Origin of the sequence: Faecalibacterium intestinale, assembly GCF_040096575.1 — a bacterium.
Taxonomy (GTDB): domain Bacteria; phylum Bacillota; class Clostridia; order Oscillospirales; family Ruminococcaceae; genus Faecalibacterium; species Faecalibacterium intestinale.
This window is the reverse complement of sequence record NZ_JBBMEN010000017.1, coordinates 41,974-54,931: the sequence shown is the minus strand read 5'-3', so window position 1 is coordinate 54,931 and position 12,958 is coordinate 41,974. Positions and strand designations below refer to the sequence as shown.

At 58.6% G+C, this 12,958-nt stretch carries 9 protein-coding genes; 6 read left to right on the top strand and 3 right to left on the bottom strand.

Going from position 1 to position 12,958, the window contains the following annotated elements; translation table 11 throughout:
* Nucleotides 1-204: 204 nt before the first annotated feature.
* On the bottom strand, nucleotides 205-951 hold the full coding sequence (locus tag WMO20_RS10925; RefSeq protein WP_349186854.1) for a TraX family protein: 747 nt from the start codon (nucleotides 949-951) through the stop codon (nucleotides 205-207).
* Nucleotides 952-1,197: 246 nt separating this feature from the next.
* Between WMO20_RS10925 and WMO20_RS10920 the strand changes: the two genes are divergently transcribed.
* Together WMO20_RS10920 and WMO20_RS10915 are read left to right on the top strand one after the other, a co-directional pair.
* Nucleotides 1,198-2,082: a LysR family transcriptional regulator gene (locus WMO20_RS10920; RefSeq protein WP_015537220.1), complete on the top strand. Its 885-nt coding sequence runs from the start codon at nucleotides 1,198-1,200 to the stop codon at nucleotides 2,080-2,082.
* Nucleotides 2,083-2,504: 422 nt separating this feature from the next.
* Complete coding sequence (locus WMO20_RS10915) at nucleotides 2,505-4,079, top strand: lipase family protein (RefSeq protein WP_349186853.1); 1,575 nt, start codon at nucleotides 2,505-2,507, stop codon at nucleotides 4,077-4,079.
* 55 nt (nucleotides 4,080-4,134) lie between these two features.
* Here WMO20_RS10915 and WMO20_RS10910 read toward each other — a convergent pair whose 3' ends face one another.
* On the bottom strand, nucleotides 4,135-4,554 hold the full coding sequence (locus tag WMO20_RS10910) for a PPC domain-containing DNA-binding protein (RefSeq protein ID WP_112090974.1): 420 nt from the start codon (nucleotides 4,552-4,554) through the stop codon (nucleotides 4,135-4,137).
* A 105-nt stretch (nucleotides 4,555-4,659) separates the two neighbouring features.
* A complete protein-coding gene (locus WMO20_RS10905) occupies nucleotides 4,660-4,971 on the bottom strand; it encodes a hypothetical protein (RefSeq protein WP_349186852.1) in 312 nt (103 codons plus the stop codon).
* A gap of 177 nt (nucleotides 4,972-5,148) precedes the next feature.
* Between WMO20_RS10905 and WMO20_RS10900 the strand changes: the two genes are divergently transcribed.
* The 4 genes from WMO20_RS10900 (at nucleotide 5,149) to WMO20_RS10885 (ending at nucleotide 12,953) form a co-directional block, all read left to right on the top strand.
* Nucleotides 5,149-5,859 carry a LytR/AlgR family response regulator transcription factor gene (locus tag WMO20_RS10900; RefSeq protein ID WP_349186851.1) on the top strand — a complete coding sequence of 237 codons (711 nt, stop codon included), beginning with the start codon at nucleotides 5,149-5,151 and terminating at the stop codon, nucleotides 5,857-5,859.
* Complete coding sequence (locus WMO20_RS10895; protein WP_349186850.1) at nucleotides 5,856-7,154, top strand: GHKL domain-containing protein; 1,299 nt, start codon at nucleotides 5,856-5,858, stop codon at nucleotides 7,152-7,154. The genes WMO20_RS10900 and WMO20_RS10895 overlap by 4 nt, the downstream gene beginning before the upstream one ends.
* A gap of 239 nt (nucleotides 7,155-7,393) precedes the next feature.
* Nucleotides 7,394-10,465: a glycoside hydrolase family 3 N-terminal domain-containing protein gene (locus WMO20_RS10890; protein WP_044960132.1), complete on the top strand. Its 3,072-nt coding sequence runs from the start codon at nucleotides 7,394-7,396 to the stop codon at nucleotides 10,463-10,465.
* Nucleotides 10,466-10,535: 70 nt separating this feature from the next.
* Nucleotides 10,536-12,953, top strand: coding sequence for a glycoside hydrolase family 3 C-terminal domain-containing protein (locus WMO20_RS10885; RefSeq protein ID WP_349186849.1), 2,418 nt, complete (start codon nucleotides 10,536-10,538; stop codon nucleotides 12,951-12,953).
* The last annotated feature ends 5 nt before the right edge of the window (nucleotides 12,954-12,958 follow it).

Here is a 12,958-nt window from a genome sequence, read left to right as displayed (position 1 = left end):
GTGGAGTCCAGAGGTAGGGAGGGGGGAGTCGGAACACCCCTCCCTGCCTCTGGCCCAGCGGAGCGTCTTTGCACGCTTGCGGCAAGCAGAAAGCTGCCATAGCAGCAACGCTGCAAATGCCGTTTCCCATTACGACCCTTCCATAAAAAATACAATGCCGGACAGCCCACGGACTGTCCGGCATTGCGCTATTTATCGGTAAAATTACAGCAGCAGGTTCGTGATGCCTGCCAGCACCAGCAGGTGCACCGGGTAGAACCAGTAAAAGGCCTTCTTTTGTAGCGGACTGCACGCGCCGCGCTGTCCGTTATAGAACCAGACCAGTACAAAGGCCAGCGGTGCGGTGAGCTCGAACATAAACAGCAGCGCGCCTGCAAGGCACTGCCGCTTGCGGTTTGTGCGGGTGAGGTACAGCGCGCAGATGATGATCACGCCGATGGCGTTGTAGTCAGTATGGGCAGCCAGCGCCAGCGCGGCGCACCCGACCGCCCACACAAGCCCCTGCCAGCCGGGCAGGCCGTTTTCCTTTTCAAAGCGCTTGAGCCCTGCCATAGCCAGCACGCCCAGCGCCAGCGTCCAGTAAACGTTCTGTGCACTGGGGTCAAAGGGGGTGCGGAAGAACGCAAGGTCAAAGGGCACTTCGCTCAGAAGGCCGAACAGCACCAGCCGCCCCAAATAGCCTTTGACGTTGTGGGTGTGCACAAAGCCCTCCACCAGCAAAAAGCAGAACAGAGGAAAGGCCAGCCGCCCGGTGAAGCGCAGCACCATGTCCAGCCGGTACAGCGGGTAGGCAGAAAGGGTGTCCTGCGAGAGGGTGCCGGCGTCCAGCCCGGGCGTAAGGATGCCGGCCTCGATGCAGGACGCGCCGATGTGGTCCACCAGCATGGTAATGCAGGCAATGGTTTTCAGAGCGGTGCCGCTGAAGGTGCGGCGCGGAGATAGTGCGGTCATAAAAACACCTCGGTCAGTTTGTAAAAAATCGTTATAAAAACTATAACGGAAGAAAGGCGGCATTTCCTGCAGCAATTGCAGCAAAATCCGCACAGAGCGTGCAAAAATCGGGGCAAAATGCTTGACAGAAAAGGCGCGGGATAGTACAATCAAGAAGATAATTGAACTGACTCAAACGAAAGATGAAAAAGATTCACAGAGAATCGGGCGTCTCCGAACCAGTAAAGACGGAAGGAGGCTTTGGGCATGACGCTATTTTCCTACGAAATTTTTGATGCTGTGGCGCGGCAGGGCAGCTTCAACAAGGCGGCACAGCAGCTGCACCTGACCCCCTCGGCCATCAGTCACGCCATTGCCGTAATGGAGGAGGAGCTGGGTTTTGCTCTGTTCAACCGCGGCAAAAACGGCGTGTCCATGACCAGCTACGGCGCTTCCCTGTATCCCTCTATCCGCGATGTGCTCAACAGTGACGAGGCGCTGAAGCAGAGCATCGCCCGCCTGAACGGCTTGGAAAAGGGCAAGGTGAAGCTGGGCGTATTCAACTCGGTGTGCGCCTCGCTGCTGCCCGGGCTGCTGAAAAGCTTTGCGGCGCATTATCCGCAGATCGAGATCGAAGTATATCAGGGTACCTACGACGATGTCAAGGAATGGCTGCGCACCGGTCAGGTGGACATCGCCTTCCTGTCCTCCACCTGCCGGGAGGAGTTCAACCTCACCGAGCTGTTCCGGGAGCCGCTGCTGTGCATCGTGCCGCAGGACTGGCCGGAGCCGCAGGACGGCGTAATGACCCCGGCGCTGATGAACGGCCAGAGCTTTGTAGTGCAGTGCGACGCCACCGACGCCGAGATGCGCCAGTTCCTCAAGAAATACAAGATCGGCACCGAGCGCCGCTGCCATGTCATCGACGACCAGTCCAACATCGCCATGGTGGAAGCCGGGCTTGGCATCTCCATCATGCCGCAGATGCTGCTGCGGGACTGCAAGGCCGCCGTCAAGGTGTACCCCATCGAGCCGGAGGAGTACCGCGTGGTGGGCTTGGCCGTGCAGCGCCCGGCGTCTATGGCTCCCGCCGTGGAGCAGATGTTCCACCATATCGTGGAATATTGCCACGAGCTGGATCTTTCGCTGTAAATAATTATAATGTCGGAAAACCGGAGCGTTTGCGGACGCTCCGGTTTTCCGTTTTTATAGGAACTTGTTCTCCGACAGCGTCCTCGCCCTCTCCGGCGCTAACGCGCCAGCTCTCCCAAAGGGAGAGCCTCTGGCGAAACCGTATACTTCGCAATTTAACCGGCAACTTTGCCGCCATGCCAAGGCCTCTCCCTTTGGGAGAGGTGGCTGCGAACGCAGTGAGCAGACGGAGAGGGCGAGGATGCTAACCGCAGTGCCGCCCAAGGCACGATGCGGATGCTGGGTGCCGCAACCCGATAGCGGAGGGCATTCCAAATCGTCCCATCTGCCGCCGCAAGTAAAAATTGCATCCGGCGGCAAAAAGGATTATACTATAAAAAATGTCTGCGGTGTACAGGCCGCAGGGGCAGAGGAGATGAAGCATGAAACGACGGGACTTTTGTAAGGGTCTTGCGGTGACCCTTGCGGCGGGGGCACTGGCTCCCGGAGCGGCGCTGCCGCAGGCCGGGGCGGCTACGGCGCTGGTCGGCCGCGCCGTGCCGGACGACTACTATACCCTGTGGTACCGCAGCGACCGCTGCAGCGCTGACCTGCGGCACGATTACTATTACAGCGACAGCCTGTTCGACCACGCCGCCACAGAGTACGACGATAAGCTGGCACTGGCCACCTTGGGCATGGCTGCGGCTGCGGACAGCTCGTGGGAGAGCGACCGGTACTATTGGATGACGGGCGAGGTCGGCCGTGCCGACCATATCCGGGATGCCTTTGCAAAGCTGGGCTTTGCCGAGGTGCAGCTGTTCAACTATACCCACAGCCTGAACGATGCCCCGGATACGGCGGCCTGTGCCGTTGCCCGCAAAACACTGGTGCGCGGCGGCAGACAGGTGACCATCATCGGGGCGTTCGTGCGCGGCTCCGGTTATGGAGCCGAGTGGTCCGGCAACCTTCATGCAGGCTCCGGCAGCGCCCACACGGGTTTTGTAGCAGCGGCGCGGCAGCTGACTGAAAAAATACGCGGATATGTTCAGGCATCGGCCAAGCGCCAGCCGCTGGGTACCCTGAAGCTCTGGATGGGCGGCTACAGCCGTGCCGGCGGCGTAACGAATTTAGTGGCGGCGCGTCTGCCCGCCGTGCTGCCGCAGCTGGAAAAGAAAAACACCTTCATCTATACCTTTGCCGCCCCGGCTGCGCTGGCGGCGGCAGACTGCCCCGAGCTGCAGCAGGACTTTGACAACAACCATACGGCAAGCGGCAGTCTGAAAAAGAACTGGGGCACCAGCAACATCTTCAACATCATCTCCAGCGGAGATGTGGTCCCCCGGGTGCTGCCCGCAGAGTGGGGCTTCTACCGCAACGGCAACGACCGTTTTCTGCCCGCTACAGTTGTCCCGGAGGAACTGCAGGCGCTGAACGACCGCAGCGCAGGGATGGAGGGCGCACCGCTGGATTTCGGGCGGCTGGCCGTCACCGAGGAGACCGATGCCATGCTGCAGTCCATGATGACCCTGTTCGGCAGCCGTCAGACCTATCACGAGGACTACGAGGATGCCATGCGCTGTATACTGCAATGCGTGACCACCCGCTCGGAAGCAGAGGTGACCCGGGGCGTCATTCTGGACGATGCTGCCGTGGTGGCGCAGCTGCGCAGCATGGAGCCCATGCAGCAGTTCCCGCAGGAAAAGGTGGAGCGCTGTGTGCAGGCGGCCTCTGCCCTGAGCCGCCCGCTGCTGGAAAAGCTGGGCAATGCAGTGCCGCTGCAGGCACAGCAGATCGTGATCCCCATGCTGGCAGTCGGTCTGTGCTTTGAATTGGACCCGGAGACGCTGCAGCTGGTGTCAGACTTTGTATTGTCCACCATCACGGTAAAGGGGCAGCTGAGCGGCATCCTGAAAACAGTGCTGTGTCACTTTTTGGAAACCTACATTACCCTGCTGGAATACTATGACCCTGCCGACCACGGCATGGAGCCCTATACCCGGCAGGAAGAGCTATAAGCAAAAGGCCGCTGCGCAGACATCGCGCAGCGGCCTTGGCTTTTTACAGATAAGATCAGAACTTGAACAGGTTCAGCCCGGTAACGGGGTCGTACTGGCGGTCTACTGTGCCGTCCAGAACATCCACCACCATCTCACAGGTGGCGCTGACCACCGCCCGGTTCAGATGTCCGCCGAACACCTCGCCCTTGTCGTTGCCGGCGCTCATGTGCAGGTGGGTGTAGAATGCGCCGTTCATGGTGTTGATGGTGCCGGTCAGGGACACGATCTCAAAACTGCCGCTGAAGGTGTTGGCGTAGTATTTCTTCTCCGCTACATTGTATACGCCCACCGTAAAGCTGTTGGTGGCGCCCAGCGCCTGCACGGCGGCAAGGCGGATGTTTTCCTTCAGGGCAAGCTCTTTGACCTGTTCAAGGATCTCTTCGTCCTTGTCGATGCGTACAATGATCTTATTGCCAAAACGTTTGTATTCCATGGGGAAGGTTCTCCTTTATATGTGTGTTTGTGCGTTGTCTTTTGCCGGGAATGAGTGCGACAAACTGGAATTTATACCCGGTACTTGTCTCGATTTATAGTCATATCAACCAAATGAAATACAAGTAAGATAATAAAAAAAAACGGAAACTATTATTATTCCTGCGCCCGGCTTGATAAAATCAATTATACCGCCAAGACAAAAGAGCATTGCCCATGTCTTAATCCGTTTTCCAGTAACTCTGCATATTTTCTCTGTGTTTAATCCAGTATAATCTCCTGATAAAAACAGCACACTTCTTTCTGTATTCCTTGATTTGATAAAAAATCTTCCAACAAAAAAGAGAACGGTTGCCATCAGTAAATCAATAAATATAATTATTATTTTCATTTTCAACACCTCTAATTCTAAGTTCACAACTTCCAATTTGTTGAACTAAATCGAGTATACCACACCCGCCAAGGAAAGAACACCCCGATAGCGTAAAATTTGCAGATGGAAACTTGTCGGGACGGGGACTTGGCAAACCCGGCGTGATTGCGCTATAATAGAGCCGTAGCAGTTCCACAAAGGTGTGGTAAGGGAGGTGCGGTCATGATCCGGGTGGCAGTCGTAGAGGATGACGCGGAGGTGCAGGGGGTATTGCAGGAGTACATCCGGCGGTATACCCGGCAGTACGGAACAGAATTTGAAGTATCGGTCTTTGCGGACGGGGTGGACATTCTGGACAATTACCGCGCGGTCTACGACATTATTTTTCTGGATGTGGAGATGAAGCATCTGGACGGCATGACCACGGCAGAGCGCATCCGGCAGATGGATGCAGACGTCATCCTGATCTTCATCACCAATATGGCGCAGTATGCCATCCGGGGCTACTCGGTGGGGGCGCTGGACTATGTGCTGAAGCCGGTACCGTATTTTGCATTTTCCGAGCAGCTGAAAAAGGCCGAGAAAAATTTGGCCCGCCGCGCCAGCCACTATCTCATGGTCCCGGTGGAGAGCGGCCTGCGGCGGCTGGACAGCTCCCGGCTGTATTATCTGGAAAGCGAAGGCCACCGGGTGCATTACTACACCGAGGACGGCGATTTTTCGGCACCGGGCACCCTCAAGGCAGTGGAGGAAAAGCTGGCGGGCCGCCCCTTTGCCCGCTGCAACAGCGGCTATCTGGTAAATCTGGCGCAGGTGCAGGCGGTGCAGCAGAACACGGTGCAGGTGGGGCCCTATGAGCTGCAGATCAGCCGCCCCAAGCGCAAGGCCTTTCTTGCCGCACTGACCGACTACATCGGAGGTGAGGGCTCATGACCATGCTGCCGAGCATCCCCCGCCTGTACACGGCGCTGGCAGAGGTGTTGGCGGTGCTGCTCTACGCCCGCCGCCTGCCACGGCGGTTCCACCGGCAGACCGCGGTCACGGTGGTGTGGGCACTGGTGCTGGGAATCTTTTTGCACAAGACCGGCTATGTGCCGCTGGCGTGGTGGGTGCCCTGTATGCTCTGCGCGGTGCTGCTGCTCTACGGGTACCTGTGGGGCAGCCGGGCGGTCAACTGGCTGGAGGCACTGTACATCACCGCCCGGGCGTTTCTGCTGGCAGAGTTTGCTGCCAGCGCAGAATGGCAGCTGCACTGCTGGCTGTTTCCGCACCGGAGCGGCTTTGACCCTCTGGCGCTGGCGCTGCTGGCGGCGGTCTATGGCGCGGTCTACGGCCTGATGTTCTGGCTGGAGCGCAGCCGTCCGCTGCCCGAAAAGCATCTGGACATCAGCAACAAGGCTGCGCTGGCGGCATTTGTCATGGCGGGCACGGTGTTCGTGGTCAGCAACCTTCTGTTTCTGGGGGAGAGCCCGGCGACCATGAACGTGTTCTGCATCCGCACGCTGGTGGATTTCTGCGGGGTGCTGATCCTGACGCTGCAGCACGAGCAACTGCGGGAGAGCGCGCTGCATCAGGAGCTTTCTGCCATGGACAATGTGCTGCACCGGCAGTACGAACAGTACAAGCGCAGCAAGGAGGGCATCGAGCTCATCAACAGCCGCTACCATGAATTGAAGGTCCAGATCGCTGATATCCGTGCCCAGCGGGACCGCGCCAAGCAGGACGCGGCGCTGGCAAAGATGGAGAACAGCATTCTGCAGTATGAGGCGGAGAATAAGACCGGAAACCCGGTGCTGGACATCCTGCTCACCGCCAAGAGCATGGAATGTCAGGAAAAGCAGATCCGCATGACCAGCGTGGCAGACGGGCATCTGCTGGACCATCTGTCCACCCGGGAGATCTGCACGCTGGTGGGCACCGCGCTGGACAACGCCATTGAAAGCTGCGCCGCCGAGCAGGACCCGGAAAAGCGGCTGATCCGCACGGCGGTGTATGCCCAGAACGGCTTTGTGCTGTTCCGGGTGGAGAACTACTGCCAAAAGCCGGTGGAGCTGGGTGCAGACGGTCTGCCGCTGCGCAGTGCCCACGGCGGTTACGACCTGCGCAGCCTGCAGGCGGCTGCGCAGCAGCACAGCGGCAGCATGACCGTGCACTGGGAGGACGGCTGGTTCACCCTGCGGGTGCTTCTGCCGCAGGCGGGGATTCAACAGACCGAGGGCGGGGAGTGATCCCCGCCCTTTTTGCAATATGCACAAAATCAGGGGCAGTGGAATTGTGAATAAGCACAATAAAAAATGAAACCAATTTGAAACTTTTTTCAAATTATGCATCCCAAACGACAGATTGTGCAAAGAACGGTTCGTTTTGCGGTTTATATGATAAAATGACATCAAGCAAAGGAGTGGACGCACTCCGGAGAACAGCCATGAACCGGGTCGTGTACCCAAAAGAGAAGGAGTTAACAGTTATGGCACAGAAAAAGAAGGACGGTAAGATGATGGGCAAGATCATCAAAACTGCCGTTTCGGGTGTGTTGTGTGTCGCATTGGCGGGCGGTATAGTTGCGGCCAATGTGCTGATCCCGCCCAACGCCAGCAGCGTGCAGAGCATTTTGGGCCTGAAGAGCGGAGGCATCGACAACAGCAAGGCAAAGACCGAAGGCATTAATATGGAATACGGCAAGCCCGGCTTTGACACAGAGGATGCGCTGGTTGAGGATGAGATCGCCCTGAACAAGCAGATTGCAGCAGAGGGCATCGTCCTGCTGAAGAACGATGAAGGCAGAATGCCGTACAGCACGGATACCACCTTCAGTTTTGTCAGCCATTCGGCAGTCAGCTACATCGGCGGCAACAAAGTCGATATGAAAACGGCCTTTGAAGATGCCGGGTTCGGTGTCAACGAGGACCTCTGGAAATTCTATTCCGAAGGCAACGGCAAGGATTACGGTCTGGGCGTTGGTTCCGTTTCCTACGGTGATGACGAGGACTTTTCCATCAACGAATGCCCCTTGTCTGTTATGAAAGCAGAGCCGGGTCTGACCGATTCCATGAAGAATACGGTTCCTGTTTTTGTGTTCAGCCGTGTGGCGGGCGAAGGCCGTGATATGCCCCGCTCCATGTACAACCACACCGATGTGGAAGAGGACAAGACCAAGACTTATCTGGAGCCGGATTCTACGGAACTGGAGATCCTGCAGTATCTGAACGACAACTTTGACGATGTGGTGCTGCTGCTCAACTCCAGTGCAGCGGTCGATCTGAGCTGGGTGGAGGATTATCCCAGCATCCACACGGTCATCTCGGCTCCTGCCATGGGCGACTACGGCCTGTGCTCTCTGGCTGAGATCTTCTCCGGCAAGGTCAATCCTTCCGGCCGCACCGTGGATACCTATGAAGTGGATGCCATGAACAGCCCGGCGGCGCAGAACTTCGGCGACTTTGCCTACTACGATGAGAATGGCAACCTCACCAAGTACAACTACGTCAGCTACAAAGAGGGCATCTATGTTGGCTACCGCTACTACGAGACCCGTTACGAGGATAAAGTCCTCGGTCAGGGCAATGCGGGCGATTACAACTACGACGATGCTGTGATGTACCCCTTCGGCTACGGCCTGTCCTACACCACCTTTGACTGGTCGGATTACAACACCAGCTGGGATGGCGATACCTGCACCGTGACGGTCAAGGTCACCAACACCGGTTCTGTTGCAGGCAAGGACGTTGTGGAAGTCTACGCACAGAGCCCTTACACCGATTATGACAAGGCCAACAAGGTGGAAAAGGCTGCCGTTGAACTGGTCGGTTACGCCAAGACCTCGGAGCTGGCTCCCGGTGCAAGCGAGACCGTGACGGTCACCTTCGACCAGGAACAGCTGAAGTCCTACGACTACGTCAATGCCAAGACCTACATTCTGGACGCAGGTGATTACTATATCACTGCGGCTAAAAACGCACACGAAGCGGTCAACAACATCCTCTCTGCCAAGGGAAAGAGCGTGGCAGACGGTATGACCGCGGATGGCGACACTGCTTTTGTTGAAATCTACACCCCGGCAAACGGCACCGTGGATACCACGACCTACAAGCTTGACACCACGACCGGTGTGGAGATCACCAATCAGCTCGACCATGCAAACGGCGGGCTGCAGTATCTCTCCCGCAGTGACTGGACTGGCACCTGGCCGACCGTTGACGGCGAGGTCAGCGACCAGATCAGCACCTGGGGCAACCCCATCAATGGTACCGATGCCAGCGGCAAGGCTGCATCCTATACCTACCGCAAGACGATCAGCAAGGAGGACCTTGCAAAGCTGGATTCTTTTGATTCCCTGAACCCCACCGACTTCTCCACCCTGACCGATGAGATCGTTTACGGCAAGGACAACGGTCTGGGTCTGATCGATATGCGCGGTCTGGATTACGATGATGAAAAGTGGGACGCACTGCTCGACCAGCTGACCCCCAGCGATTATCAGACCCTGATCACGCAGTCCGGCTATGGCACGGCTGCCATCAAGTCGGTGGATAAGCCCTCCACGACCGACCGCGACACTGCCACCGGCCTGGTCAACTACGGCTTTGATGCAAGCGGCAACCTCTACTTCAAGGGCAACATCACGCACTGCGGCGTGATCGTTCTGGCACAGACCTACAACGATGATCTGGCCACTCACTACGGCGAGAACATTGGCGACGAGTCCTACTATCTGGGCGTTGATGGCTGGTATGCACCTGCTGTCAATATGCACCGCACGGCATTCTCCGGCCGCAACAGCGAGTATTACTCCGAGGATCCGTTCATCGGCGGTCACATTGCTTCCCTCGAGTGTGAGGGTGTCGCCTCCCGCGGTATGTATGTCTTTGTCAAGCATTACGCCATCAACGATCAGGAGGACCACCGCGGCGACCGTGAAGGCCAGTACAGCATTGCGACCTTCCTGAACGAGCAGGCGGCCCGCGAGATCTACCTCAAGCCCTTTGAGATGTGCGTCAAGTCTGATAAGGTCGAGATGAACTATGCAAAGGACAACGGCGACGGCACTTACAGCAATGCCACCACCGAGATCCCGTCCGTCACCGGCATCATGACCTCCTTCAACCGCGTTGGCTATACCTGGGCCGGCGGCAACTACAACATGATCACCGGCCTGCTGCGCAACGAGTGGGGCTTCCACGGCTTTATCATCACCGACAACGCAAACACCGGTGTCTTTATGGACGCTGGCCAGATGATCCAGGCCGGTGCAGACGGCAAGCTGACGAACCTGCCCACCGGCGCACGGTACACCTTTAACAAGGATGACGTTGCAGATTACCACTACGGTCGTGAAGCAATCCATAACATCCTGTACACCATTGCAAACTCCAAGGCAATGAACGGCGGTATGCCGGGCAGCCGTTATCTGGCAAAGGTCGAGCCTTACCAGAAGGTCATCTACGCAGTGGATGGTGTCTGCGGCGGTCTGATCGCAGTTCTGGTCGTTCTGACGATTCTCCGCTTCCGTAAAAAGAAAGAGGACGTAAAAACCGTCTGATCAACACATAGGAACAGAAGGGGCGGCGGGCAAACGCCCGCCCCCTTTTTTTGATTGTCAGGAGAGACCCATGAAACACACAGATATCATCAACAGCCTGGATCTGGAACAAAAATGCGCCCTGCTGAGCGGCGGCACGGTGTTCACCACCCGGGCGCTGCCGGGCAAGGGCATCCCCGCCATTACCCTGTCGGACGGCCCCAACGGCGTGCGCAAGCAGGCGGGCGCGGCTGACCATCTGGGCCTGAACCCAAGTGTGCCTGCCACCTGCTTCCCCACCTCGGCTACCGTTGCCAACAGCTGGGACCCGGAGCTGGGCGAGGCTGTGGGCGCAGCCATGGGCGAAGAAGCAGCGGCACAGGGCGTGTCGGTGCTGCTGGGCCCCGGCCTGAACATCAAGCGCAGCCCCCTGTGCGGCCGCAACTTCGAGTATTTCTCGGAGGATCCCTACCTTGCCGGTAAGATGGCTGCGGCCTACGTCCGCGGCATCCAGAAAAACGGCATTGCCGCCTGTCCCAAGCACTTTGCGGTGAACAGTCAGGAGCTGCGCCGCATGGCCTCGGATTCTATCGTGGACGAGCGCACCCTGCGGGAAATTTACCTGACCGGCTTCGAGATGGTGGTCAAAGAAGCGCAGCCTAAGACCATCATGTCCGCCTATAACCTTGTCAACGGCACCTACGCCAACGAGAACACCCACCTGCTCATGGATATCCTGCGCGGGGACTGGGGCTTTGACGGCGCAGTGGTCACCGACTGGGGCGGCAGCAACGACCACGCCCTCGGCGTAAAGAACGGCTCTACGCTGGAAATGCCTGCCCCCGGCGGGGACGCCATCCGGGAGCTGATGAAGGCGGTGCAGACCGGCAAGATCACCGAAGCGGACGTGGACGCCCGGCTGGACGAACTGCTGGAGCTGGTGTTCACCACCAAGGCGGCGGTGGACGCCGCACCAGGCAAGTTCGATGCCGACGCCCACCACGCACTGGCACGCCGGGCTGCTGCCCAGAGCATCGTGCTGCTGAAGAACGAAAACGGCCTGCTGCCCCTTGCAAAGGGGGAGAAGGTGGCGGTCATCGGCGACTTTGCGCAGACACCCCGTTATCAGGGTGCAGGCTCCAGTGCCGTCAACTCCATCAAGGTGGATTCCTTTCTGGACTGCCTTGCCGAGAGCGGCCTGAACAGCGTCGGCTACGCCAAGGGCTTTGACCGGCAGGGCAAGCCCGATGAGGTGCTGAAGGCCGAGGCGGTGCAGCTGGCAAAGAACGCCAATGTGGTGCTGCTGTGCATGGGTCTGGACGAGATCAAGGAGAGCGAGGGCATCGACCGCGCCGACATGAAGCTGGCAGAGAACCAGCTGGAACTGCTGGCGGCTGTGGCGGCGGCAAACCCCAATGTGGTGGTGTTGCTGAGCGCGGGCTCCTCGCTGGAAAGCGGTTGGGTCAAGGACTGCAAGGCGCTGGTCTACGGCTGCCTGGGCGGTCAGGCCGGTGCGGGCGCACTGGTCGAGGTGCTCACCGGTGCGCAGAACCCCTGCGGCAAGCTGGCTGAGACTTGGGCGCGCAGCTACGCCGACACCCCCGCAAAGGCGCATTTCGGCGGCGACGGTCCCACTGTGGAGTACCGCGAGGGGCTGTATGTGGGCTACCGCTACTACGACACCGCCGGTGTGCCCACCGCCTTCCCCTTCGGCTACGGCCTGAGCTACACCAGCTTTGCGTACAGTGACCTGAAAGCAGACGAAAACGGCGTGACCCTGACTGTCACCAACACCGGCAGCTGTGCAGGTGCCGAGGTGGTGCAGCTGTATGTGGCAAAGCCGGATGCAACGATTTTCCGCCCCGCCAAGGAGCTGAAGGGCTTTACCAAGGTGCAGCTGGAAGCCGGAGAGAGCAAGACCGTCACCATCCCGCTGGACGACAAGGCGTTCCGCTACTGGAACGTTACCACCGACCGCTGGGAGGTGGAAGGCGGCAGCTATCAGCTGCTGGTGGGCGCTTCCAGCGCCGATATCCGTCTGACTGCCGCCGTCACGGTGGCGGGCACCGGCGCACCCGACCCCTACGCGGGCAAAGACCTTGCCCATTACCGCACCGCACAGGTGCAGAACGTGCCGGACGCGGAGTTTGAAGCGCTGCTGGGCCGTCCCATCCCGGAGAACAAGGTACATATCGACCGCAACATGACGCTGGGCGAGATGGGGCACGGACGCAGCCCCATCGGCTGGCTGGCAGCTGCCGTGCTGGGCACCCTGCTGCGCCGCAGCATCAAAAAAGGCAAGCCCGACCTGAACATCCTGTTCCAGTACAATATGCCTCTGCGGGCGCTGGCCAAAATGACCAATGGCGCTATCAGCATGGGCATGGTGGACGGCATCGTGATGGAGCTGCAGGGCTTCTGGATCATCGGCCTTGTGCGGGTGATCGTGGAGGCCGTGAAGAACATCGTGCTGAACAGCCGCATGGAAGAGCGCTTGAAAAACAGCTGAAAGGA